The organism is Microbacterium sp. M1A1_1b, assembly GCF_053345565.1.
The window spans coordinates 71587-95668 of record NZ_JBKFAJ010000009.1 but is presented as its reverse complement, the minus strand read 5'-3'; the positions used below and the strand labels follow the sequence as shown (position 1 = coordinate 95668).

General features: G+C 70.6%; 20 protein-coding genes. 12 read left to right on the top strand and 8 right to left on the bottom strand.

Annotated features, from left to right (window positions below):
* Window positions 1–637 precede the first annotated feature (637 nt).
* From ACLBWP_RS16935 to ACLBWP_RS16925, 3 genes are all read left to right on the top strand, one after another.
* Window positions 638–1366, top strand: coding sequence for a hypothetical protein (locus ACLBWP_RS16935; RefSeq protein ID WP_447656027.1), 729 nt, complete (start codon window positions 638–640; stop codon window positions 1364–1366).
* 104 nt (window positions 1367–1470) lie between these two features.
* Window positions 1471–1875, top strand: a complete 405-nt coding sequence (locus ACLBWP_RS16930) for a hypothetical protein (protein ID WP_447656026.1) — start codon at window positions 1471–1473, stop codon at window positions 1873–1875.
* A gap of 34 nt (window positions 1876–1909) precedes the next feature.
* The gene (locus tag ACLBWP_RS16925; protein ID WP_447656025.1) at window positions 1910–2266 is read left to right on the top strand and encodes a hypothetical protein; all 357 of its coding nucleotides are present in this window, start codon (window positions 1910–1912) and stop codon (window positions 2264–2266) included.
* Between the two features lie 143 nt (window positions 2267–2409).
* Here the strand turns inward: ACLBWP_RS16925 and ACLBWP_RS16920 are convergent, their stop codons facing one another.
* Window positions 2410–3339 carry a hypothetical protein gene (locus tag ACLBWP_RS16920; RefSeq protein WP_447656024.1) on the bottom strand — a complete coding sequence of 310 codons (930 nt, stop codon included), beginning with the start codon at window positions 3337–3339 and terminating at the stop codon, window positions 2410–2412.
* A gap of 203 nt (window positions 3340–3542) precedes the next feature.
* Here ACLBWP_RS16920 and ACLBWP_RS16915 point away from each other — a divergent pair, with 203 nt between their 5' ends.
* Genes ACLBWP_RS16915 through ACLBWP_RS16905 form a run of 3 tightly spaced genes read left to right on the top strand, consistent with a single transcriptional unit; the run spans window position 3543 to window position 11973 of the window.
* A complete protein-coding gene (locus ACLBWP_RS16915; RefSeq protein ID WP_447656023.1) occupies window positions 3543–6296 on the top strand; it encodes a hypothetical protein in 2754 nt (917 codons plus the stop codon).
* Window positions 6293–7696, top strand: coding sequence for a hypothetical protein (locus ACLBWP_RS16910; protein ID WP_447656022.1), 1404 nt, complete (start codon window positions 6293–6295; stop codon window positions 7694–7696). Before ACLBWP_RS16915 ends, ACLBWP_RS16910 begins: the two co-directional genes overlap by 4 nt.
* 50 nt (window positions 7697–7746) lie before the next feature.
* Window positions 7747–11973: an FtsK/SpoIIIE domain-containing protein gene (locus ACLBWP_RS16905; RefSeq protein ID WP_447656021.1), complete on the top strand. Its 4227-nt coding sequence runs from the start codon at window positions 7747–7749 to the stop codon at window positions 11971–11973.
* 58 nt (window positions 11974–12031) lie between these two features.
* Here the strand turns inward: ACLBWP_RS16905 and ACLBWP_RS16900 are convergent, their stop codons facing one another.
* Genes ACLBWP_RS16900 through ACLBWP_RS16890 form a run of 3 tightly spaced genes read right to left on the bottom strand, consistent with a single transcriptional unit; the run spans window position 12032 to window position 15697 of the window.
* Window positions 12032–14125, bottom strand: coding sequence for a serine/threonine-protein kinase (locus ACLBWP_RS16900; protein WP_447656020.1), 2094 nt, complete (start codon window positions 14123–14125; stop codon window positions 12032–12034).
* Between the two features lie 46 nt (window positions 14126–14171).
* The gene (gene mshD, locus ACLBWP_RS16895) at window positions 14172–15014 is read right to left on the bottom strand and encodes a mycothiol synthase (RefSeq protein ID WP_447656019.1); all 843 of its coding nucleotides are present in this window, start codon (window positions 15012–15014) and stop codon (window positions 14172–14174) included.
* On the bottom strand, window positions 15011–15697 hold the full coding sequence (locus ACLBWP_RS16890; RefSeq protein ID WP_243562937.1) for a response regulator transcription factor: 687 nt from the start codon (window positions 15695–15697) through the stop codon (window positions 15011–15013). The genes mshD and ACLBWP_RS16890 overlap by 4 nt, the downstream gene beginning before the upstream one ends.
* Before the next feature lie 85 nt (window positions 15698–15782).
* On the opposite strand from ACLBWP_RS16890, the gene ACLBWP_RS16885 reads away from it, so the two are divergent.
* From ACLBWP_RS16885 to ygfZ, 3 genes are all read left to right on the top strand, one after another.
* Window positions 15783–16064 (top strand): hypothetical protein, encoded by a 282-nt coding sequence (locus tag ACLBWP_RS16885; RefSeq protein WP_243562936.1) that lies wholly within the window; start codon window positions 15783–15785, stop codon window positions 16062–16064.
* Window positions 16065–16201: 137 nt separating this feature from the next.
* Complete coding sequence (locus tag ACLBWP_RS16880; protein ID WP_243562935.1) at window positions 16202–16810, top strand: FABP family protein; 609 nt, start codon at window positions 16202–16204, stop codon at window positions 16808–16810.
* Complete coding sequence (gene ygfZ, locus ACLBWP_RS16875; protein ID WP_447656018.1) at window positions 16810–17880, top strand: CAF17-like 4Fe-4S cluster assembly/insertion protein YgfZ; 1071 nt, start codon at window positions 16810–16812, stop codon at window positions 17878–17880. Before ACLBWP_RS16880 ends, ygfZ begins: the two co-directional genes overlap by 1 nt.
* Window positions 17881–18012: 132 nt before the next feature.
* Here ygfZ and ACLBWP_RS16870 read toward each other — a convergent pair whose 3' ends face one another.
* The gene (locus ACLBWP_RS16870) at window positions 18013–18786 is read right to left on the bottom strand and encodes a class I SAM-dependent methyltransferase (RefSeq protein ID WP_447656017.1); all 774 of its coding nucleotides are present in this window, start codon (window positions 18784–18786) and stop codon (window positions 18013–18015) included.
* A 43-nt stretch (window positions 18787–18829) separates the two neighbouring features.
* Between ACLBWP_RS16870 and ACLBWP_RS16865 the strand changes: the two genes are divergently transcribed.
* Window positions 18830–19576 carry a phosphoglyceromutase gene (locus ACLBWP_RS16865; protein ID WP_447656016.1) on the top strand — a complete coding sequence of 249 codons (747 nt, stop codon included), beginning with the start codon at window positions 18830–18832 and terminating at the stop codon, window positions 19574–19576.
* Window positions 19577–19654: 78 nt separating this feature from the next.
* Here the strand turns inward: ACLBWP_RS16865 and ACLBWP_RS16860 are convergent, their stop codons facing one another.
* The 3 genes from ACLBWP_RS16860 to phoU all read right to left on the bottom strand — a co-directional run bounded on the left by ACLBWP_RS16860 (window position 19655) and on the right by phoU (window position 22019).
* Window positions 19655–20599 carry a hypothetical protein gene (locus ACLBWP_RS16860; RefSeq protein ID WP_447656015.1) on the bottom strand — a complete coding sequence of 315 codons (945 nt, stop codon included), beginning with the start codon at window positions 20597–20599 and terminating at the stop codon, window positions 19655–19657.
* 84 nt (window positions 20600–20683) lie between these two features.
* A complete protein-coding gene (locus ACLBWP_RS16855; RefSeq protein ID WP_447656014.1) occupies window positions 20684–21223 on the bottom strand; it encodes an AAA family ATPase in 540 nt (179 codons plus the stop codon).
* Window positions 21224–21362: 139 nt separating this feature from the next.
* Window positions 21363–22019 carry a phosphate signaling complex protein PhoU gene (phoU, locus tag ACLBWP_RS16850; RefSeq protein WP_243562929.1) on the bottom strand — a complete coding sequence of 219 codons (657 nt, stop codon included), beginning with the start codon at window positions 22017–22019 and terminating at the stop codon, window positions 21363–21365.
* A 146-nt stretch (window positions 22020–22165) separates the two neighbouring features.
* Between phoU and ACLBWP_RS16845 the strand changes: the two genes are divergently transcribed.
* Both ACLBWP_RS16845 and ACLBWP_RS16840 read left to right on the top strand, forming a co-directional pair.
* The gene (locus ACLBWP_RS16845) at window positions 22166–23332 is read left to right on the top strand and encodes a sensor histidine kinase (protein ID WP_243562928.1); all 1167 of its coding nucleotides are present in this window, start codon (window positions 22166–22168) and stop codon (window positions 23330–23332) included.
* Window positions 23329–24009, top strand: a complete 681-nt coding sequence (locus ACLBWP_RS16840; protein WP_243562927.1) for a response regulator transcription factor — start codon at window positions 23329–23331, stop codon at window positions 24007–24009. The genes ACLBWP_RS16845 and ACLBWP_RS16840 overlap by 4 nt, the downstream gene beginning before the upstream one ends.
* The last annotated feature ends 73 nt before the right edge of the window (window positions 24010–24082 follow it).

The following is a 24082-nucleotide window of genomic DNA, read 5'->3' as shown; positions in this document are numbered from 1 at the left end:
GAAACAGTCGCCGCCGGCAGTCAGCATGGCTGATAGTAGCAAGAAGATTCGCAGACGCGTTTGGCGAAAACGCATAGTCGCACTGTCAATCGCTTTGGTAGTCGTGGGGGTGCCAATAACCATCTTCGGATTCGGCTCCTTGATACTTGGCGCATATGACGATAGTCACCGAATCTCACTCATCTGCAACGTCGATTCCGTTGAATCAGGTACCGCTTCCTCCCAGTCAACGAAGGGAATCGGTAGCTCGCAACCTCAAGTGCTCTTCCACACCGACTGCGGAAATTTGATTCTGATCAAGGGGGTTTATAGAGACAATATGGACACGATTGCGGATCGGATTGAGCAGGGGCAGAAATACAGATTCGAGATTGGCGACGGATCGTACAATATTCGCGGATTCTTGAAGATATTCAAAGTCGCTCCAACTATTTACAACTATCGCAAATTGTAACTACCGTGAATTTCCGCGCAAATCCGGGATCATGCAGGTGACGCTTTCCCCATTGAGCCGTCGTTGATGCGGGGGTAGATGTGGTCCGCGATCTAGTGATAGGTGCGTTTGGACTGTGAAGTGAAGAAACGAGCGCGAGTGTATAGCCCCCTCAGTCGAGTAGGCGTCTTCGGTAATGTGGTCTTGATCGCCCTCGCTATTTCGGTTGGGTTGTTCTTCGGTCTGAACCAGTTGAGCTTTCAAGTTGCTCTGACGAACGTTCTCGTAGCGGTCGTCATTGCTGGTGCCCTGGGGCTGGTTGGCTCCGGCTGGGCGATGGTTGGTCTTGCGACGGTGTTCTTCCTAGGCCCACTAATGACGCGATTCCTGCTGACCGGCGCGGAACTATCAATCAGGGCATGGTTCATGGGTCTGCTCGCCGGGTGGGTGCTCGGCGCGCTTGTTCGGCGACGTTTGGATAAGAACCTACCTGCGCAACGGCGAACCGCGGGTCCTGTCTTGCGGTGGTGGGTGAAAGGCAAACAGTTTGAGCAAGAGTCGCCCACGGCAGCGCAGGTGGAGGCGAAGATCCGAGCCCTCGATGGAGTGCGTCGGACGCTGGTGATGGTGATTCACGATAAACGCGAGATCGATGTGTGTGGAAATGCGAACGACCGCCTCATCGTCTTTCGTACCGAAGATTCAACCGATGAGAATGCGTGGGAGCTACCACATTCGGATGTCTTGCGATCGGGTGAATCCGTTGAGATCGCAATGGGAAACGTGAGTGCGCCCGTATCACGCGGGCTTACCCTAGACCCCCAGTCAGCAATACGCGCAGCTGATACTTTCCTCACGGGAAAGAAGTCTTTGGGGGAGGATTTGGTTCAACGTGGTGTCGACGTCTTGCGGGTCCGACCTTCGTTGCCTTGACGTACGATCCCGAGGCGATACGACTCCCCTAAGTCCGAAAGGGGCAGACCTCGAATATCGCTCCACGTGGGATCAACCACGACGATCTACGAGTATCGAGAGACATGAAGAAGCGCGAGATCAACCACAAGCTCGACCGGTCGCTGCTCCTGGGGTACTTGACACTCCTCGTTGTGGTGCTCTTCTCAGCTGCCGCCTGGGTGACGATCGGACTCGCTCGATCGGCTGTGTTCATTGCGGCATGCGTTGCGGCTGTGGGGCTTGTCGTCGGACTGTTGACCGCGCGGGTGTCGATGAAGTGGGCCTGGCCGGTTGGTATGGTCCTCATCCTGGGAATGCTGCTCGTGCTGGCATCGATTTCCGGTCCGGGCCACTCCTACCAGTTCGCGTGGCTCTTTCCGGCGATCGCTGGCCTGCTTCTGGCAAAGCCGGTGTGGCCCTGGTGGCATCAACGAGACGGACGTGCACCGATGACCAGCAACCGTGGGAGGTCGGATGGCGAGGCCTGAACGGAATCGGGGTGGGACTCCGCAGCCTGTTGGTGTGCTGGTCTCCGCCGTGGTGGTTGCCGCAGTTGGCGTGATCATCCCCGTGTCGATCGGCGCGGAGGTCGGTAACGCGGTCGGAGTGCTGCCATTTGCTCTGTTCGGTTCAGCTCTTGGAGGCCTCGTCGGCGGTCTCGCCCTCCGCTCCACGCCGGCGAGTGTGGGCGTGCCGGTGATGGTGCTGGCTCTGTTCTCGTTCATCCTCGTCGTCTCCGGTGTCGGAGGACCGTGGCGGCTCGCAACGAACGCATACGCGCTTGCCACGTTCGCCGGGTCCTGCATCGGATCCCATCTGCGGTATCGAGCCTGGAGCAAGAGGCAGCCGCATCAGCGTGGGAGCCGTACAGGCCAGTGACGGTTCATCCCCGCGCCGTTGATGCTGATCGTCGTCGACGCACTCCAGGCCTCCGGTCTGCTGCCCGCTCCCACGCGCGGGCAGCGGCCTCATTGTGCGACCTGGGCGCCCGACATCGGCAACTGCTCCATCCAGCGGGTGAACTAGTCGAGCTCAGCGTCGCGCAAGACCGCGGCGGGTCTGGGCAACTCCCCGATGAGCAGCGCGAGCACGCCCGTCGGCAACCCGTTCATCGCCTGGCCGGCCGGTGAGTCAGGTGACGCACTGCCCGAACGGCACAGGTACGCCTCCGGCTCCCAGAGCGACTCCGCGACCTGCAGCCGGCCGCGGGCGAGTTCCCGGACCTCGGCGAGGTGCAGTGCCACGTCGCCCGCGTCGGAGTGGATCCGGATGACGGGCTGCGGCCCGCGCCGCGAGCCGAGCGCGAGGAGCGTCCAGTCCGCAGCGATCCCGGCGCCGCGCCAGGTGGGGACGGCGTACCCGTTCGGGCCCGGGGCGGCTGGCGCCGTGCGTCGCGGCTCGACGACGCGCTCGGCGAGGAACTGTTCGAACTCCGCGTACCCGAGTGCCAGGCCCATCACGGTGAAGAGTCGCCTGCCGTCGGCATCGCGTGCATCGATCCCGCCGTACGCGTTCGCGAGCGGGCGGACAGCGGCGATCGAAGCGATGGGCACCGTCCGCTCTGCACGGAGCCCCTGGCGCATCAGCACGGCGTCGGGAGTCGCCGTGATCCGGGTCCGCCGGAGCGAACGTGCGAGCACGAGTGCTCCGACGCCGGCCAGCAGGATCGCGACGGCGGCGATGGTCGGCGCGGGGTCGTCGGACGGCTCGGTGCCGAGGACGCTCACGATCGAGTAGAAGCCACCGACGATGACGAACAGGGCCCCGAGGACACGCCAGACCACCCACTGCCAGGTGCGCAGGCGGACGACGAGAGGCCCGTCCTCCGGGCGGTTGGATGGGCGCTGCGCGGCGCGACGGAGGTCGTTGCGACGCACCGTGGTGCGGACGAGCAGTGGGATGCAGAGTGCTGCGACGCCGGCGATGCCGACGGACATAATCGTGGTCCACATGATGGTGGTTCCCCCGGAAGACGGCACATGCGCATTGGATCGCATGTCGCGTGCAACGTATCAGAACCGCGTGGGGTGAGGTCCTGCGGCCCGAACGGGGGCCATCGGATCCATCCACAGCCCGTTCTGGGCCGTATTTCAGCGGTAGCATCGATGTGCTCGTGAACGCGGGGTGCTTGTGAACAACCTGGGGGAAGAACGTGATGACTCTGCGCGCCGCAACGGCCGGAGCTCGACTGCACAACGGACGGACCATCGGGGTGGTGGCCGTCGCGGGGATCTTGGCGCTCGTGCTGTCCGGGTGCACGTCTGACGACCAGAAGGTCACCGATCCGTCCCGGGTCCTGCAGACCGTCGACACGCACCTGGCGGCCGACGGCTCGATCACGTCGATCTCGGACACGGCCATCTCGGTCGGCAGCAACCGGTCGTCGTCCGCCACCACCGACCACGACCCGGCGAAGGCCGCCGGCGACCTGCCGCTCCGCATCACGACCCAGTACTCCACCAAGAAGAAGACGGGGACGGACCTGGCCGACCTGGCCGGGTACTCCGGGCGGGTGCAGATCGACGTCACCGTCGAGAACCTGACGGTGACGTCGAAGGACCTGACCTACGACGTCGCCGGATCGTCACGCACGACCCCAGCGCTGGTGGGGGCGCCGTTCAGCATCGCCGCCTCGACCGTGCTGGCCGGTACCGGCGCGAACCGGATCGTCACGGACTCGGCCGACGCCGGCGGCGCCGCGACGGACGGCGTGGTGAGCACGAACGCCGACGGCGACGCTGTGGTGCAGTGGGGCCGTCTGCTCGCTCCGCCGACCTCGGGAGCCAGCAGCACCCTGCACCTGGTGGCCGACGTCAAGGACTTCTCGGCACCGTCGTTCGACATCGCCGCGCAGCCCGGCATCTCGACGGACCTGTCGACGTCGGGCGTGATGAACGCCGCGTTCGGGTCCGGCACGAACTCCGAACTCGCGCTGCAGCGACGGACGATCGACCTGGTGGCGCAGGTCAACGAAGTGCTCGCCCGCGCTGGCGGCACCATCACCGAGGTCCGTTCGAACCTCGAGACGACGTCGAAGACCCTCGGGGTCAGCACCGCCGAGCGCCTCAAGGAGAGCAGCACCCAGCTCGCCGGCACGATGCGGTCGCTGTCCGGTGAGCTCGGGTCCCTGAACGACGACCTCGGCGCCACCGTCAAGACCACGCAGTCGACGGTGCTGCAGCAGCTGCAGCAGACGACCACCAGCCTGGACGGGCTGCTCGGCGACACCTCGGCGACGGCTCCCGCCCCGACGCTCGACGGCGCGGGGTGCGCGGCCACGCCGCAGGCCGGCGCAACCGGCTCGAGCGTGTACGGCAACCTGCTCCGGGTGTCGTCCCAGCTGACCGGCTACGCCGATGCGAGCGAGTCCTGCAAACAGCAGGTGAGCGCGCAGCTCACCGCGGCAGTCGGTCCGGCCACGCCGGATGCGACGACGTGCGCCGCCCAGGAGGCCCGTGGTTCGTTGACCTGTGCGCTCTGGGACTCCTCCAGTGCGGTCAGCGCTTCGCTGGTCGGCCTGGTCGCCAAGGGGCAGCAGCTGGCAGACCAGCTGAACCCCGACCTGGCGGACGAGGCGATCGACCGTTCGAAGGACGTCGATGCGCAGCTCGCGTCCATCGGCCAGGTGCTCGACGGACTGCAGAGCGACGGTTCCGGCCAGGTGGCCGCGTCGCTGCAGTCGCTGCAGGACCAGGTCGGCACGTCGACGAGCGACGTCACCGGTGTGCGCGACGCGCTGGCGACGGTGAACCGGCAGGCGAGCGCCGCACGCGCACTGCTCGGCAACGTCGGTGACGGACTGCTGAGCACGTCGATGCAGGCGCAGAACTCCGCGGTGGCCAACCAGATCTGTGCGCTCGCTGCGCTGGGGAAGCTCGACGACGCCACAGCGGCGGAGCTGCGGGGCTACCTCACGGCGACGACCTGCGACGGCAGTGACACCTCGCTGCGACCCGGCGGTCTGTTCTCGACGCCGATGGACCAGCGGTTGACCGACCAGGCCGCACGCTGGGACGCCGTCATCGCCGCGACCGACCCGAACGCTTCCGACGGTGTGGGTGGTGCGCTCACCACGCTCACCAAGGACCTCGGTGCTGTCGCCACCGCGGTGAGCGCGGTCCGTCAGGCGATCCAGAACGACGACGGATCGGTGGACGGCGCCGCGCAGCGACTGCGGGTCCTGCTCGGCAACGCCACCGCGTCGAGTGCCGTCGTGGGAGACCGTCTCACGAAGGTCCGCGATCAGCAGTCCACCCTGCAGGACGCCGTGCGGGACGCGTTCGCGCAGGCGTCCGACCAGTCCTCGAAGGACGTCACGGCGATCATCGACCAGCAGGTCCGGCAGGTGAGCGACACCGCCGGCAAGAGCCGTGACGCGGTCGTCAAGGCGTTCGACTCGTCGATCGCCGGGCTCCGGTCCACCGCCGACGACGTCACGAGCGGGTCGAAGGGCACGATCGACCAGCAGAAGGGGAAGCTCGAGCAGCAGAACAGCGCCCTCGCGTCGTCGGTCGACTCCCAGACCGCGTCGAGCCTGCAGCGCATCCAGACCAGCACGTCGGAGTCCACGCGCGACGTCGAGGGGGCGTCGACCCTGCTGACGGGGGACCTGAACCGGGTGATGCTCGACCTGGGCGACCGCAAGGTCAACGGGTCCGGCATCCTCGGCGCGATGGCCACCAGCGCCGCGAAGTCCGACTCCGCCGACTACCAGCTGGCCCTGGCGTCGCAGAACGCCGCGGGCTACGCCAACGTCCGCGCCGAGGACGTCGCCGGCATCCTGTTGCAGCAGGAGCAGTTCCGTGCGTCGCTCGCGGCAGCGACGTCCCTGCCCGCGTTCCGGATGCACGTGCCCTCGAGCGCCACCGCGACCACGCTGTACACCTTCGAGATCGGGGCGGGACGATGACCGACGACACCGTCACGCACGACACCACCACGGATCCGAACCCGGATCCGACAACGCCCGACCAGGCCGTCGCGAACGGCCGTCGGGGGCGTCGGGTCCTGCTGATCACGGCGGTCGCGGTCGTCGTCGTCGCGGCGGTCGCTGCCGTGGTGACGGTGCGGTCGCTCAGCGCCGCACCGGGCGAGGCCGTCCCCGCCACCGTGCCCGTCGCGATCTCCGTCGGCCACGTGCCCACGGCCACGAAGATCGGCGTCGTCATCACCCTCGGTGACGGCGAGGGCTCGGAGTGGGACCAGGCCGCGCAGGGCGCCCGCGTCGCCGAGCGTCGACTGGCACTCGGCGGGACGCACGTCGAACTCGTCACGCGCAACGACGGCGGCACGACCGACGGCGCCCGCGCGGCGGTGCAGGCCCTCGTCGACGTCGGCGTGTCCGGCATCGTGGTCGCGTCGTCCGGCGCCCACGTCTCGGGCGCGACCGCGGCCGCGGCGAAGGCGGGCGTGCCCGTCGTGCTGCCGTACGCGGCGAGCTCGCAGGACGCGTGGTCGACCGCGCCCTCGGACCGGTCCGTCGCCGCGGCGATGACCACGGCGCTCGGCGGTGCGCGGTCACCGCTGCTCGTCGACCTGGGCGGGGGTGCGCCGAGCGGGCTCCGTCTGGCGCACGTCCTCGACGCAGCCGACTCGACCGACACCGCGGCCCTCGCGAGCACCATCGCCACGCGGACCGGAGCGACGCCGACGAACGGCGCGACGGCCGACGCCCAGGCCTCGGCGGACGCTGCGCCGACGGCCGACTCGGATGCGGTGGTGGTCAGCGGCTCGGCCGCACGACAGGGTGCGCTCGTCGCCGCACTGCAGGCCGCCGACGTCTCCGTGCCGGTCGTCCTGACGCCCGACGCCACCAGTCCGGCGTTCGGCTCGGCGCTCGCCACGGCGGGCGGCAGCCTGAGCGGCACGTTCCGCACGGTCGGTGTCGCGGCGGACGATGCCCGTGCGTTGACGTCCGACGCCGAGGGGCGCGCGATGTCGGCCTTCCTCGGCGGTGTCCGGGTGCTGGCGAACGACGGCGATGCCGAGAACCTCACGGGGGACCAGCCCTTCGCCGCGGTGGCCGGGGCCGCGGACGCACGCAGCCACGACGCGGTCGTCGCGCTCGTGCGTGCCGTCGGCGCAGCGCGGAGCACCACGCCGGCGAAGGTCACCGATGCCCTTGCTCGGCAGGACCTCGACGCGGCCGACGGGATCGCCGGTCCCGCACTGGACTTCCGGCGGCAGTCCGCTCTGTCGACCCCGGCGACGGTGCTCGCCGCGTCGTCACAGCCGCTCGGCCTCCGCCCGACCAGCACGAGCGACGACACCGCGTCGCTGGTCTGGTTCGCGGACTCCGCCGAGCGCTGACCCCGGAACCGGCCGGGCGACACGACACCACACGGACAGGGAGCAGGCAGATGCGGGTGCTGATCGAACTCGACGACCGGTCCGAGGCGGTCGAGGTCGACGGCTGGTCCGGGGCCTCGACCCTGGGTGAACTCCTGGGTGCGGCTCTCGGGCCGTCTCCCGAACCGGGCACGACGCTCGCCGTCGACGGGCACCGGACCAGCACCGACACCCCGCTGCGCGACCTGGTGCTGCTCGAGGGATCGCGCATCGCCCGGACCCCCGAGGACCGCCCGTCCGTCGTCGACGGGTGGAGTGTCACCCTGGCCGGTGGCCTCGACGCAGGACGGGTCGTGTCCGTGCCCCGCGGCCGACCGCTCGTGGTCGGACGGGCACCGCAGGCCGACGTGGTCCTGGCGACCGAGAGCGCGTCGTGGGAGCACTGCACGCTCGAGCACGAAGCCGACGGCATCCGTGTCCGCGACTCGGGTTCGACCAACGGCACGGTGATCGCGGGGGAGCGGATCTCCGACGAGGGGGTCCTGCTCACCGGCAGCACGAGCGTCATCGTCGGCGGCGCGGTCCTGCTCGTCCGTCCGGCGCTCGACGAGACCCCGGTGGCACCCGCCGGGTCCGCCGCCAACCTGACTCCGGCGTCGACGGCACCGTTCAACCGTCCGCCGCGTGCAGGTCGCAGCACCGAGACCGATGCGGTCGTGCCGCCGACCCGCAAGGACGTCCCGCCCGCGTCGAAGTTCAGCTGGATCACGGTCGCTGCGCCGCTCGTGCTCGCGGGTGCGATGGTGCTGCTGCTCGGCGACGCCCGCTTCGCCCTGTTCGCACTCCTCAGCCCCGTGACCGCGATCGGCATGTGGTTCGAGCAGAAGCACCGCCGCGCCCGCAACCTGAAGGACGAGGAAACCCGCTTCGCCGGGGCGGTCGACGCGTTCCGGGGCGAGATCACCGATGCTGCGGCGGTCGAAGCGGCACGCCGGCAGGAACTCGTGCCGGACCCGGCGACCGTCATCCGTCGCGCCCTGCTGCCGACGACACTCCTGTGGCAGCGCCGGTCCGACGACCTGGACTTCCTGAGCCTGCACGCGGGCACCGGCGACGCGCCGTGGCGACCCGAGGTGGACCAGCGGGGTTCGTCGGTCAAGCTCGACGACGCCGTGAAGACCGTGGTCGACGACAGCCGGTTGACGGCCGCCCCGGTGGTGGCCGACCTGTCCGATGCCGGTGTCGTCGGGATCGTCGGCGACCGGGACGGCGCGCTCGCGCTGGCCCGGAGCCTCCTCGCCCAGGCGACCGTGCACTGCGGACCAGCCGACCTGACCGTCGGGGTGTTCTGCGACCGGGGCCGCGAGACGGACTGGAGCTGGGCCTCCTGGCTGCCCCACGCCCGCGTCGCGGGCAGCAGCACCGGCGCACGCTGGATGGCGGCCCAGCGCGACCAGAGCGCATCGATGCTCCGTGGGCTGCACGATGCGCTCGACGACCTGCCGACCCCGAACCTGCTCGTGGTCATCGACTCCGAGGTCCTGACAGAGGGGCGGGACGCCCCCGCCCGGAACCTGCTCGGCCAGGGGCGTACCGTTCCCGGACAGTCCCTCCGCCCCGGCGAACGACGCCGACGGGTGAGCGGGATCGTCATCGCGACGAACGAGCAGCAGTTGCCGGCCGCGTGCACCTCGATCATCACGGTCGCCCCGGACGCCGCGGCCACGGTGTACCGGCCCGAGGACCGCACCCGGGTCGAGGACGTCGTGCTCGCGGGGCTGAGCGCCGCGACCGCGGAGCGGGCGGCACGGAGCATCGCCCACTTCGACGACCCGGAACTGACGGTGCCCGGTGCGTCGCTGCCGTCCCTGGTCCGCCTGCCGGACCTGCTCGGTGGCAGGACACCGGACGCGATCCGCGCCGCATGGGACGCCCCGACGGGTGTCTCGACGCCGATCGGCGCGTCGGAGACCGGCGTGCTCGAGATCGACCTGGTCCGGGACGGCCCCCACGGTCTGGTCGGTGGGACCACCGGCTCGGGCAAGAGCGAGTTCCTGCGGTCGCTGGTGGCAGGGCTCGCGGCCCGGACCGCGCCGACCCACCTCAACTTCCTGCTCGTCGACTTCAAGGGTGGGGCAGCGTTCGCCGCGTGCGAGCGTCTGCCCCACACGATCGGCACGATCAGCAACCTCGACGAGCAGCTCGCCGACCGGGCGATCCGCGCGCTCGAGGCCGAACTCGAACGGCGGCAGCGGGTCTTCGCCGCCGCCGGTGCCGACATTGACAACCTCGATGCGTACCTGGCGACGCGCCCCGCCGAGCCGATGCCCCGACTGCTGCTGGTCGTCGACGAGTTCGCCATGCTCGCCAAGGACTTCCCCGACGTCCTCACCTCGCTCGTCAGCGTCGCCGCCGTGGGCCGCACGCTCGGGGTGCACATGATCCTGGCGACCCAGCGTCCCGCCGGCGTCGTGAGCGAGGACATCCTGGCGAACACCAACATGCGCGTCGCGCTCCGGGTGCAGAGCCGCGAGGACTCCACGAACGTCATCGGCGTGCCCGCAGCAGCCGGCATCGGTCGGCAGCAGACCGGTCGCGCCTACGTGAAGCTCGGCCAGGACGACATCACCCCGGTCCAGACCGCCCTGGTCACGGGGCGAGCGCGGGACGAGCGCGCCGAGCGGCCCGTGACCGTCCGCCCGACCGACGTGTTCGGCGTGCCCGCACGGCCCGCCGCGCCGGTTCCGAGCGCGAGCGACGACACCGAGCTCGACCTGCTCATCGAGGCCATCGGCCAGGCGAACACCGCTGCCGGGCACGCGGCTCCGCGACCGATCTGGCCGGAGGCGCTCGGCGAGCGGGTCGACCTCGACGCGCTGACCGACGTCGACGGCCGGGTCGTGCCCGTGGCGATCGCCGACGACCCCGACCACCAGCGACAGGTGACGACGGGCTGGGACCTGGACGAGGGCAACCTCATGCTCATGGGCATCCCGGGCAGCGGCACCAGCACCGCCCTGGCGACGATCGCCCTGCAGGCAGCCGCGTCCGCCAGCCCGGACGAACTCGACCTGCTGGTGCTCGACATGGGGCCGGGGGACCTCGCGCCGCTGGCGACGCTGCCGCACACCACCGCGTACGTGGGGTCCGGCAGCGGCTCGGTCGAGCTGCGTGCACGGTTCCTGCGACACCTGCGCACCGAACTCGACCGGCGCCGAGCCTCGCCCGGTGGACGCCGTGCCGTCGTGCTGATCGACGGACTGGCGGCACTCCGCGACGAGTACCAGGACTTCGAGGGGCAGCTGCTGCTCGACGCCCTGTACCGCGTGTACGCCGAGGGGCCGGCGCTCGGCATCTCGTTCGCCGTCTCGACGACGCGCGCGAAGGCCGTGCCCTCGGCGATGGACGAGGTGACCACGCAGAAGTGGCTGTTCCGCCTGGCCGACCCGTACGACTACGCATCGATCGGCGTCCGCCCGAAGAACGTCCCGCCGGCCGTGCCGGGTCGGTTCATCGGCTCGACCGATCGACTGCAGGCCCACGTCGCCACGCCGGGCCTGCCGCTCGACCAGGCGGTCGGCGCGGTCGCGGCGCGGTGGCCGGACGCGACGCCCAAGCCGCAGTCGGTCGGACGACTGCCGGAGACCGTCCCGATCGCGAGCCTGGGCACCGGCGCGTCGTTCGACACCGAGCCCTGGCGCCTGCCGGTCGGCATCGCGGAGGACGACCTGGGGGTCGCCGCACTCGAGGTGTACGACGGCGAGCACGTCCTGGTCGCCGGACCCGCGCGGTCGGGCAAGTCGACGATGCTGCTGACGATCGGTGAACTCGCGCGCTCGGCGTCGGGCACGCGTCCGGCGGTGTGGGCGATCTGCGACCGACGGTCCCCCCTCGCTGCTGCCGGGTTCGACCGGGTCGCGGTCGGCCCGGACGAGGTCCCGGCGCTGCTGGCGGGCATCCGACTCGAACGTGGGCCGGTGCTGCTGTTGATCGACGACGCCGAACGGTTCGACGACGGCGATCAGGCGATCAGCTCGTTCCTGGCCACCGAGCGGCCCGGACTGTGCGTCGTGGCGGCCGGTCGTGCGGCAGACCTGCGCTCGATCTACAGCCACTGGACGAAGACGGTCCGCAAGGCACGGTGCGGCGTGCTCCTGCAGCCGGACGTCGACTACGACGGTGAACTGCTCGGGGTGACCCTGCCCCGACGTTCGCCCGTGGCGATGACCGTCGGCCGGGGGTACGCGGCATCCGGTGGTGCGGTCCGACTCGTCCAGACGGCGTCGGCCGGCGCCTGACGCGGCACCCGGAACCGGCACCCGGACCCCGCACCCCGGCTCCCGACAACCGCCGCCGTCAGTCGCGCGTCGTGATCCCGAACGGTGAACTCTGCAGGTTCGTGAAGTTCCCCACCGTCGCCAGCACGGTGCACGACGGCGCCACGGACAGCGCCGTCACGACGAGCCCGTCCGACGACACCGCCAGCGCCCCGGAGCACCCGTCGGCGAACCGCACGCCGGCCTCGCCACCGGCGACGTCGACCAGCATCTGCGACGGCGTCCCCGTGCTCGGACTGCGGTACAGCGGGTTCAGTTCGTCAGCGCCACTCGGCCACACCGGCACGATCGTCACCGGCAGCGTCGTCTGGCTCACCGTCCGGTCGGGCGTGCGCACCTCGACACCCTGCAGCCGCTGCACGGGGTACGCGGTCCCGGTGACCGACTGGTCCGTGACCGCTGCGGTCGTGGCCGAGCCGACCCCGTCGAGCCACGTCTGCAGTGCGGCGGCGTCGGTCACGGACGGCAGCGCGACGGCAGCCTGCACGGTGACGTCCTGACCGGCGGGCACCTGCAGGCCGGACAGCGTCCAGGCGCACGCCGTGTCGACGCCCGTCAGTGAGGGCTGGTTCCGCTTCGCCCGGAGACCGTCGCCCGTCCAGGTGACCGCGGGGCACGTCGAGCCGCGCTGGGCGCCAGGGACCACCTCGAGCAGGTCGCCCCGCAGCGCGACGTCCTGCGCCGAGTACGTCACGCTGAGCGTCACGGTGCGGCGCTGCGGGTCGATCGTGGCCTTGCGCGTGGTCGCGAGTCCCGTGGGCAGTGGTCGGTCCTGCTGGTAGGCGCTGGCGGCCTGGGCGGTCGCGGCCGCACCGGGCGTCTTCCGGAGGGCTCCTGGAAGCCAGACGATGCCGCCGACGACGAGCGCAGCCACGAGTACGACGCCGAGGGCCCCGAACACGACGGCCCGGTTCGTCAGCCACGACGGGCGACGACGCCACCAGGGGCCCTCGGAGGCCGAAGCCGCTGACGCCGCTGACGCCGTCGAGGACCCCGGTGGCGCGATGCGTGGCTGCCGGGACATCGGCCGGATGACGGTCTGCGACCCCGCGGGACCGAGCTCGGGGACCGGACCGACCGTACCGGCGTCGGACCCGGAGCCGACCACACCGGAGTCGCCCACACCGGAGCCGGCGGAGCTGCCCGCAGCAGCCCCGCCCGAAGCAGCCCCGCCACCGGCGGCAGCCCCGCGCACCACGGTCGCCGGCCGCTCGACCTCGTCGAACGCCTCCGGGTCACCCGTCGGCGCGAGTGCCGGGGCGTCGGACACCGCCCGCGCCACCCGACGCAGCGTCGCCGCCGCGTCGACGGCACTCGGCCGCGCACCCGGGTCCTTCGCGAGCATCGACGACAGCGCGGCCCAGAGCGCGGGAGCCACGTCGAGCACGGGCGGCGTCGACGTGACGTGTCGGTACGCGACGGCGAAGTCGGTGCCCGGACCGGCGAAGGGCGTCCGTCCGGCGAGCAGTTCGTAGAGCATCACCCCGGCGCCGTAGACGTCGGCGGCGGGATCGGACCGGCCGTGGCTGATCGACTCCGGCGCCATGTACTGCGGCGTGCCGAGCAACCCGGTGGTCGTACGTTCGCGGTCTGCGACGACGGACGCGATGCCGAAGTCCGTCACGCGGACGTCCCCGACCGCACCCGATGCCCACGGCGCGGCGAGCAGCACGTTGTCGGGCTTGACGTCGCGGTGGGTGACGTCCTGCTCGTGCGCCGCGGCCAGCGCATCGAGCGTCTCCGCGGTGATCGTCAAGGCGTCGCGGGGCCGGAGGGTGCCGGACGTGGCGAGGAGGTCGCGCACGGATCCGCCGCGGACCAGGTCCATCACGATCGCCAGGCGGTCCCCTTCGACCACCAGGTCGCGGACCCGGACGATCGACGGGTGCTGCAGGGCGAGCAACACCGACCGTTCGCGGACGAACCGCTCGACGATGCCGGGATCCGCAGCGAGTTCGGCGCGCAGCAGCTTCGCGGCGAACTCGTCGCCGGTCGCGGTGTGTCCGACGCGCCAGACCTCGCCCGTGGCGCCGGTGCCCAGCAACTCGACCAGTCGGTACGCCGCACCGAGCGGTTCGCCCGCGCCGTACTGCGCCCGGATGTGCTCCGTCACGGATCCCCCGACTCGAAGTGACCGACCCCTCGCCGGCCCTCTCATGTTACCGGCCGGGCAGGTGCTCCGGTGCCGCGTACTGCACGTCGATCGCATGCTGTGTGAACCCGGACCGTCGGTACAGTGCCAGCGCCGGCTCGTTGTCCCCCTCGACGTAGAGCGCCTGCGCCTGCAGCCCCCGTCCGACCAGTCGCGCCGACCCGGCACGCATCAGCACGCCGCCGAGTCCCCGACCCTGCTGGTCCGGGCGCACCGCCACCGCGTAGAACTCGCCGACGCCGTCGTCGACCTTGAGCCAGCACGACCCCACGAGCGCCCCGGATGCGTCACGGAGCAGCAGCAGGTCGTCGCCGGAGAACCACGGTTCTGCCTCGCGCGCCCGCAGGTCGTCGAGCGTCATCGAGCCCTGCTCCGGGTGATGCGCGAACGCGGCGCCGTTCAGGGCGAGCCAGTCGGTCTCGTCCGCCGACGGCGCGTCGGTGCCGATGAGGGCTCCGGAGAGCGTGTGTCCGGCCGGGAGGCCCGGGTCGGCCTCGGCATCCGGCACCGGTGCGCGCAGCTGCAGCAGCGTGCGCGTGGCCGCCCAGCCGTACCGGGTCGCGATCGCGCGTGCCGCGGGACCGTCGCCGTGCGCCCAGGCCAGCCGCGGTGCGACCCCGTCGCCCAGGGTGAGCGCCTGCTCCACGAGCCGTGTGCCGATGCCGTTCCCCCGGGCCTCCAGGCGGACCACCAGCTCCAGCTCGCGATCGCGCACGACGGCCACGCCGTCGGCCGGACCCTCGGCCGGTTCCTGCACCACGACCGCACGGCCGGCGCGGACGTCGACCAGGGTCTGGTCCGAGAACGGCGGCGCTTCGCCGGGGACGGTGAACGGCGACAGGTCGGTCACGACTGGCCGGTCAGGCGCTCGGCCTCGTCGTCGTAGACGTTGAAGCGGTAGCCGACGTTGCGGACCGTGCCGATGAGCGACTCCAGGTCGCCGAGCTTGGCGCGCAGCCGTCGGACGTGCACGTCGACGGTGCGGGTGCCGCCGAAGTAGTCGTAGCCCCAGACTTCGCTCAGCAGCTGCTCGCGGGTGAACACGCGCGAGGGGTGGGTGGCGAAGAACCGCAGGAGCTCGAACTCCTTGAACGTCAGGTCGAGCGGTTTGCCGCGCACCTTCGCCGAGTAGCTGGCCTCGTCGATGACCACGCCGGACGCCTGGATCTTGGTGCCCGTCGAGTTCTTGGCGGCGCGCCCCGAACTCAGGCGGATGCGCGCGTCGACCTCGGCCGGGCCGGCGGTCTCGAGCACGACGTCGTCGACGTTCCACTCGCTCGTGACGGCGGTCAGCCCGCCCTCGGTCACGACGAGCACGATCGGCGTGGTCGAGCCCGAGGTCGACAGGATCTTGCACAGGGCCTTGGCGCTCACCAGGTCGGTGCGGGCGTCGACGAACATCAGGTCGCACTGCGGGGCGTTCACGAGCTGGGCCGCCTCGGCCGGGACGTGGCGGATCCGGTGGCTCAACAGGCCGAGGCTGGGCAGGACGTCGCCGGGCGCGGCCGAGGTGAGTACCAGGAGCTGTGCCACAGGACCTCCAGAACGGATGAGACGTCTGCGGGACATCCTAGTGATGCTCGGGAAGCGCCCGATCCGCACCTGACATGATGGGGACGTGACCGAGCCCGTCCCGCCCGCCGACCAGCGTCGACTCAAGCTGACGTCGGTGCTCCCCGTCTGGCTGCTGTCGATCCTGGGCGCGGTCCTGGTGCTGACGCTGAGCGAGCGGGACTCGTTCGCGTGGCTGCTGCTGGTGTTCGTGGCCTCGGTGATGGTCAGCTTCGTGCTGCAGCTGATCACCGCGACCAAGGACGGCCTGGTCGAGCGGATCAGCATCGCGTCGTCGGGTTCGTTCGTCGTGGTGCTCGTCACCGCCGTGGTGCTCCTGGCGCGTTGAGCCGCGCCGCGTAGACTCCGGGGCATGGATTCGCTGCTTGCCCTCGAGCTCTTCTACGTCGGTCTGCTGGGCCTGGCGTCGCTCGCGATCGCCTTCGTGTCGGTCACCGTCGTCGTGAAACTGTTCAAGGGCCAGCGTTGATCGAACTGCCCGAGGGCCTGGCCCCGGAACTCGTGCCCCTGTCCTGGCTCGTCGGCGTCTGGGAAGGCACCGGCGTCGTCGAGTACCCCGTCGGCGAAGGCGACGAGCCCGACGTCGAGAACTACGAGTTCGGCCAGCGCGTGAGCTTCAGCCACGACGGCCTGCCCTACCTCAACTACTCGTCGACGACCTGGCTGCTCGACGACGCGAACACGCCGCTCGCCGCCGAGATGGGGTACTGGCGACTCGACCGTCCGTCCGAACCGGGCGACCGCGGCCCAGCGATGCTGCTCGGTGACGGCGTCGTGCCGTTCGGCACCACCCAGAGCGTCGAGACGTTGCGCAACACCAACGACGGCTTCGACATCGAAGCGGCGATCATCCACCCCACGGGCGTCAACGAGCTCTACGTCGGGCAGGTCCGCAAGGGCCGCATCGACCTGGCCACCGACGCCGTGATGCGCTCCGCCAACGCCAAGGACTACGCCGCAGCGACGCGCATCTACGGCCTGGTCGAGGGCAAGCTCTTCTGGGCGTGGGACATCGCCGCACTCGGCCGTGCCCTGACCTCGCACGCCTCGGGGCAGCTCGCGAAGGTCGACTGATGGCCGTCTCCGTGTTCGCCGATCGCCCCGCCTTCGTCGCGTCGGACGCCGGCCCCGCCGCCCACTTCGGCAACCCGCTCGGTGAACAGCGCGCGCTGGCCGACGGTCGCGCGGTCGTCGAGCTCGGCCTGGGCGTCGTGACGGTGACCGGCCCGGACCGGCTGTCCTGGCTCAACTCGATCACGTCGCAGCTGCTGCTCGGTCTCGCGCCCGGCACCAGCACCGAGACGCTGGTGCTCGACCAGTCCGGCCGGGTCGAGCACGCGGCCCGCGTGGTCGACGACGGCGGGACCACGTGGCTGCTCACCGAACCCGGCGACGCCGAGCCGCTCGCGGCCTGGTTGTCGTCGATGCGGTTCATGCTGCGCGTCGAGGTCACCGACCGGTCCGCCGAGTTCGTCACGATCGGCGCGTTCGCCGACGGCCTGGTCCCCGACGCGGTCGTCGCGTGGGTCGACCCGTGGGCGTCCGTCACGCTGGGCGGGTGGAGCTACGCCAGCCAGGAGGCCCACCCCGGCTCCGACTGGACGCTGCGGATCGCGGTCCTCACCACCGACGCCGCGGCCGCGCTCGCCGCGTCCGACCGGCCCGTCGCGGGGCTGCTGGCGGTCGAGGCCCTGCGCATCGCCGCGTGGCGTCCGGTCCTGACCGACGTCGACGAGCGGACGATCCCGCACGAACTCGACTGGCTGCGTTCCGCCGTGCACCTGAGCAAGGGGTGCTACCGCGGGCAGGAGACCGTCGCCAAGGTCCACAACCTCGGACATCCGCCGCGGCGTGTGGTGATGCTGCACCTGGACGGCTCCGACGCGGTCCTGCCGGCGCCGGGGTCCCCTGTGCTGCTCGACGACGTCGTGGTCGGGCGGCTGGCGGCGTCGGCGGTGCACCACGAGCTCGGGCCGATCGGACTGGCGGTGGTCAAGCGCTCGCTCGACCCGGCTGCGGTGCTGACGCTGACCGCGGACGACGTGGTGGTGACGGCAGCGCAGGAGACCATCGTGCCGCCCGGGGCCGGTGCGACGGCGAACGTGCCGCGGCTGCCCCGGCTCGGCGCGGTCAAGCGCTCCTGAGCCGCGCGCGCTGCCCGGCGCGCGCCGAGTCTCGGCTCCGCGGACAGTTTCGCGCGGTCGCGACGTCGAATGTGTCCGCCGGGCCGAGACTCGGCGTCGCAGGGACGGCGGGCGGCGGGCACGGGTGTCGCGTCAGCGCGGTGCGACGGCCGACCACGGCAGGCTGAGCTCGCCGAGCCGCCAGCGGGTCGTCCCGTGCAACACCGGCCAGCCCCGGTCGCGCATGCCCGCCACGGCGGCGAGCCACCGCTGCCGTGGCCCGTACGTGCCGAGCGGCGCCGCCACCGCCCATGCCAGGTCGAGGTCACGCAGGAACGCGTGCACCCGCTCGCCGGGGACGTTCCGGTGGATCAGGGCCTTCGGCAGCCGCTCGGCCACGACCGACGGCACGTCGAGTCCCGCCAGTCGCAACGAGACGGTGAAGGTCTGCGGCGCCCGGTCGTCGAGCGTCACCCACGACGCCACCCGGCCGACCTCGTTGCACGTGCCCTCGACGAGTACGCCGCCCGGTTGCAGACGGTCCTGCATGATGCGCCACGACGCGGCGACATCGGACTCGTCGTACTGCCGCAGCACGTTGAACGCGCGGATCACCACGGGCCGGCGTCCATCGGGCGTGGGGGTCTCGAACCCGCCGAGCCGGAACGTGACGCCGTCGCGCGTCCCCGCGTTCGCCAGTGTCACGCGGGACGGTTCGATCTCGATGCCCGTCACCTGGACGTCCGGTCGCACCAGCGCCAGGCGGTCGCGGAGCTCGAGCGTGGTGGTCGGGCTCGCGCCGTAGCCGACGTCGGCCACGAGCGGGTCGGCAGCCCGTCGGAACGCCGGCTGCGATGCGATCCACCGGTCGACGCGGCGCAGCCGGTTGTGCCCGGTCGTCCCGCGCGTGACGTTCCCGATCGGCATGCCACCAGGCTACGGGGAGCGGGCCGCTCGGTAGACTTCGGCCATGACCTCCACGCTCGTCCTGCTCCGTCACGGCAACAGTGACTGGAACCAGAAGAACCTGTTCACCGGTTGGGTCGACGTCCGGCTCTCCGAGCTGGGCGAGAAGGAGGCGAAGCGCGCCGGCGAGCTCATCGCCGGGTCCGGCATCGTCCCCGACGTCCTGTACACCTCGCTGCTGACCCGCGCGATCCAGACGGCCGACATCGCCCTGCTCGAAGCCGACCTGGCCTGGCTGCCGGTCAAGCGCGACTGGCGCCTCAACGAGCGCCACTACGGCGACCTGCAGGGCAAGGACAAGGCCCAGACGCTCGAGCAGTACGGCGAGCAGCAGTTCATGGAGTGGCGCCGCTCGTTCGACGTGCCGCCGCCCCCCATCGCCGACGACGCCGAGTGGTCGCAGTACGGCGACCGCCGCTACGCCGACCTGGGCGAGGACCTGCCCCGCACCGAGTCGCTCGCACTCGTCATCGAGCGCCTGCTGCCGTACTGGGAGTCGGACATCACCAAGGACCTGGCGCAGGGCAAGACCGTGCTGGTGACCGCGCACGGCAACTCGCTGCGCGCGCTGGTGAAGCACCTCGACGGCATCTCCGACGACGACATCGCGGGGCTCAACATCCCGACGGGCATCCCGCTGGTGTACGAGCTCGACGACGACTTCCGTCCGACCGCTCCCTCGCGCTACCTCGACCCCGAGGCCGCCGCTGCCGGTGCCGCCGCCGTGGCCGCCCAGGGCGCCAAGAAGTAGCCACCCAACGCATCACCGGTACGACGACCGACGGCCCCGGACTCCGACAGGAGCCCGGGGCCGTCGTCGTCGATCAGGTCAGTCGGCGACCGGCGCCACCGCGACCGTCGACGACTTCGCGGTCTTGTCGACCTGGTAGATCGTCCATCCGCGCGCGGAGTCGGCGACGTCGACCTTCCACGTGCCGTCGGCCTGCACCTTGGTGAAGATCCCGCCGCCGTACGAGAACTCGACGTCCAGGTACAGCCCCGGCGTGCCGGTGCCGGCCAGGTGGACCGAGTTCGGACCGAGCCGCTTGGACTCCGTGAGCGTCGGCGCTGCCGGGATCGCCGGGGGCGGCGTGACCTCGCCCGCCGGCACTGCCGGGTCACCGGTCATCCAGACGACGTCGAGCGACTGCGAGCCGTTGGCGTTCTGGTAGATGCGGTAGCCCGTGTTCGGCTGCACGGCGATCCGCCAGGTGCCGTCGTCCTGCACGAACGCGTACCTGTTCGATCCGCCGGTGATGCTGATGCCGCCACCGCGGACCCCGGTGCCACTCAGGTACGAGACACCGTCGACGACCTCGATGCCGTTCACACCCGGGGTGGGCGTCCGGGCCTTGGGGGCCTCGGGGGTGACCTGGCCGGCGGGGACGGCGGGGCTGCCGGTCGCCCAGTAGATCGGGAGTGACTTCGCGGAGCCGGTCGCCTGCAGCATGCTGAACCCCGACGCGGGTTCGACCTGGATGCGCCAGGTGCCGTCGGCGCCCACGGTCGTGTGCATCAGGGTGCGGCCGCTGATGGTGAGCTCGGCGCCGGGCACGCCGGTGCCGTGGAGGTACGAGATGCCGTCGACGACGTCGATCCCGTTCACCCCGGGCGTCGGAACCGAACCGGACTTCGTGGACGTGGCTGACGCGGTGGACACGGACGGGCCGGTTCCGGTGGCAGCGGTGGCGGGCAGGGCAGCGCCGAGGGTGAGCGCGCCGGCGAGTGCGGCACCGGCGGCGGCCACCGCGATGCGACGGGTGGGGGTGGTCATGGGTGTGCTCCTTCGTGATGCCCGCGGGGGACGGGCATCGAGCAGCATCGCAGGGTCAACCACAAAGTATTCAGAATGTGATGTTCACACGAAGTGCGATGCGATCTCCTGCACGAGGTCGCCGACGTCGTAGGAGGACGTCGTGTCCACCCGGACGACGGGGCCGACCTGCATCGGGCCGGCGGCCTGACCGTGCTCGTCCCAGAACGCCCGGATGTCCGCCAAGTCGCCGTGCACCGGGTGCCGCAGGGGCGAGCCGGGGTCGTACCGGTCCGCCAGCCGTTCCTCGGCCGTCAGGCGGTCGACGTCGCACCACACCTCGACGACGCGCGGGGACCCTGCGGTGGTGAGTCCGGCCTCCAGGAAGGCACGGTCGCGGACGGGCAGCCAGACGGCGTCGAGCACCACGCCGTTCTCGACGGCTCCAGCCATCTGCCACATGGTGCCCATCGCGATGGCGCCGAGCTCGCGAGACGGGATCATCGGGCCGGCGATGTCGGCCAGGGGCTCCTTGATCCGGTCCTTCGACAGGAACGGACAGCCGAGCACCTCGGCGAGGGCTGCTCCGATCGTGCTCTTGCCCGACGCGGGCATGCCGTTGACGATGATCGCGACCTGGGCCATGTCCACGATCCTCGCAGACCGACGGGCCCCGCCCGTCGCACGAACGACCGACCCCGCCCGACGCACGAACGACCGGCACCGCCCGACGCACGAACGGCCGACCCCGCCGGAAGCGGGGTCGGCCGTTCGGTGACGGGACTCAGGGGTTGGTCGAACCGACCCAGTCGCCGGTCGCCAGGTACTCGACCTTCTTCGCGATCGACACCGCGTGGTCGGCGAAGCGCTCGTGGTAGCGCGAGGCCAGCGTGGCGTCGACCGTGTCGATCGGTGCGCCCTTCCACGTCTCGCCGAGCACGAAGTCGAACACGCTGGCGTGCAGCTCGTCGATGGCGTCGTCCTCGTCGCGGATCTCCGATGCCAGGGCGATGTCCTCGGTCGCCAGCAGCCGCGTGAGCTTCTGCGCCATGGCGACGTCGAGCTGCCCCATCTTCTTGAAGGTGCCGCGCAGGCCCTTCGGGACGACCTTCTCGGGGAAGCGCTGGCGGGTGAGCTGCGCGATGTGCTCGGCCATGTCGCCCATCCGCTCGAGCGACGAGCTGACGCGCAGGGCGGTCACGACGACACGCAGGTCGCGGGCGACGGGGGCCTGGCGGGCGAGGATGTCGATCGCGATCTCGTCCAGGCTCGAGGCGGCGTCGTCGATCTTCGCGTCGTCCGCGATCACCTCTTCGGCGAGGGCGACGTCGGACTCGGTGAACGACTGCGTTGCCCGGGTGATGGCGGACTCGACGAGCCCGGCGATCTCGGCGAGACGCTCTTGGACGTCCTGGAGTTCCTGTTGGAAGACTTCGCGCATGGGGGATGGCCTCTCTCTGCGTACCGGGAGAGTGTCGTCAGCCCAGGTGAACGGTCGGTGTCTCGGGCCTGAACGCTTCGCGATCCGGCCTGAGAACGGGGGTGAACGGTGTCGGAACCCCGCATGACCACTCCTACACTGACCACATGGACAACGCGTGGCTCGTGCCACTGTCGATGCTCCTCGGCGGGGTCTTCGGCGCGGGCGTCGTCGGGCTCATCATCACCGCCGAGCGCACGGCACGGGCAGCCGACGTCGCCGAGCGCACCCTGCCGGACGGCGTTGCCGCGGTCATCGCCACGATGCACAACCCGGCCGTGGTCGTCGACCCGTCGAACACCGTGGTCGCCGCGTCACCCCAGGCGCTCACGATCGGCCTGGTCGTGCGCCGGCGCCTGGTGCACGACGAGCTGCGCTCCCTGGTCGACCGCGTCCGCGCCAGCGGTGAGATGGGGTCCGAGGACATGGAGCTGCCGCGTGGACGACGCGGTGAGCTCGTGGGCTACCTCAGTTTCCGCGCCGCGCAGCTCGGCAACCGCTACGTGCTGGTCACCGCGGACGACCTGACCGAGTCCCGGCGCATCGACGAGGTCCGCCGTGACTTCGTCGCGAACATCTCGCACGAGCTGAAGACCCCGATCGGTGCGATCGGTCTGCTGTCCGAGACCCTCATCGCCGCCGCGGACGACCCGGTGCACGTGCGGAAGTTCGCCGCGCAGCTGGTGACCGAGTCGGAGCGGCTGGGTGCCCTGACGAAGGACATCATCGAGCTGTCCCGCCTGCAGTCGGTCGACACGCTCGAGTCCAGCGAGGACATGTCCATCGACAAGGTCGTCTCCGCGGCGATCGACGCCAACGAGGTCGTTGCCCGTGCCCGGGGCATCGAGCTGGTCCGCGCGAAGAAGTCGAAGCTGCGGGTGATGGGGAACCCGTCGTTGCTGCAGGTCGCGGTGTCGAACCTCATCGCGAACGCGGTCAAGTACTCCCCGGACCACACCCGTGTCGGTGTCGGCGTCCGGAGCAGCAAGGGATTCGTCGAGATCGCGGTGACCGACCAGGGCGTCGGCATCCCCGAGGCCGATCTCGACCGGGTGTTCGAACGCTTCTACCGCGTCGACCCCGCACGGTCGCGGGCCACAGGAGGCACGGGCCTCGGTCTCGCGATTGTGAAGCACGTCGTCGGCAACCACGGCGGCGACGTGCGCGTGTGGTCGCAGTCCGGCAAGGGCTCGACCTTCACGATCCGCCTGCCCGAGGCGGACACCGAACTGACAACAGCACTCGAAGAGCAACTGGAAGAGCAGCCATCGTGACCAAGATCCTCATCGTCGACGACGAGCCGGCCCTGAGCGAGCCCCTGGAGTTCCTGCTGCAGCGTGAGGGGTACGAGACCTCCGTCGCTGCGGACGGCGTGACCGCCCTGTCGAAGTTCGACAGCGAGAACCCGGACCTCGTCTTGCTGGACCTGATGCTGCCGGGCCTGTCCGGCACCGAGGTCTGTCGACAGATCCGCACGCGGTCGAACGCGCCGATCATCATGTTGACCGCCAAGGACTCCGAGGTGGACATCGTCGTCGGGCTCGAGCTCGGCGCCGACGACTACGTGACGAAGCCGTACTCGACCCGCGAACTGCTCGCGCGCATCCGTGCGGTGCTGCGTCGACGCACCGAGGACGACCCGGCGGACAGCGGCATCCTGCAGGTCGGCGGCATCCGGATGGACGTCGAGCGCCACACGGTGTCGGTCGACGGGTCCGAGACGCCGATGCCGCTCAAGGAGTTCGAGCTGCTCGAGCTGCTGCTCCGGAACGCCGGTCGGGTGCTGACCCGCGGGCAGCTCATCGACCGGGTGTGGGGCTCGGACTATTTCGGAGACACGAAGACCCTCGACGTGCACATCAAGCGCATCCGCTCGAAGATCGAGCGCGTTCCCTCGACGCCCGAGGTGCTGGTCACCGTGCGTGGGCTCGGGTACCGGATCGAAGCCTGAGACCGCAACCGACAGGAGGCCCGGTGCCGGTCCCTGGGACCGGCACCGGGCCTCCTGTCGGTACGTCTGGTGC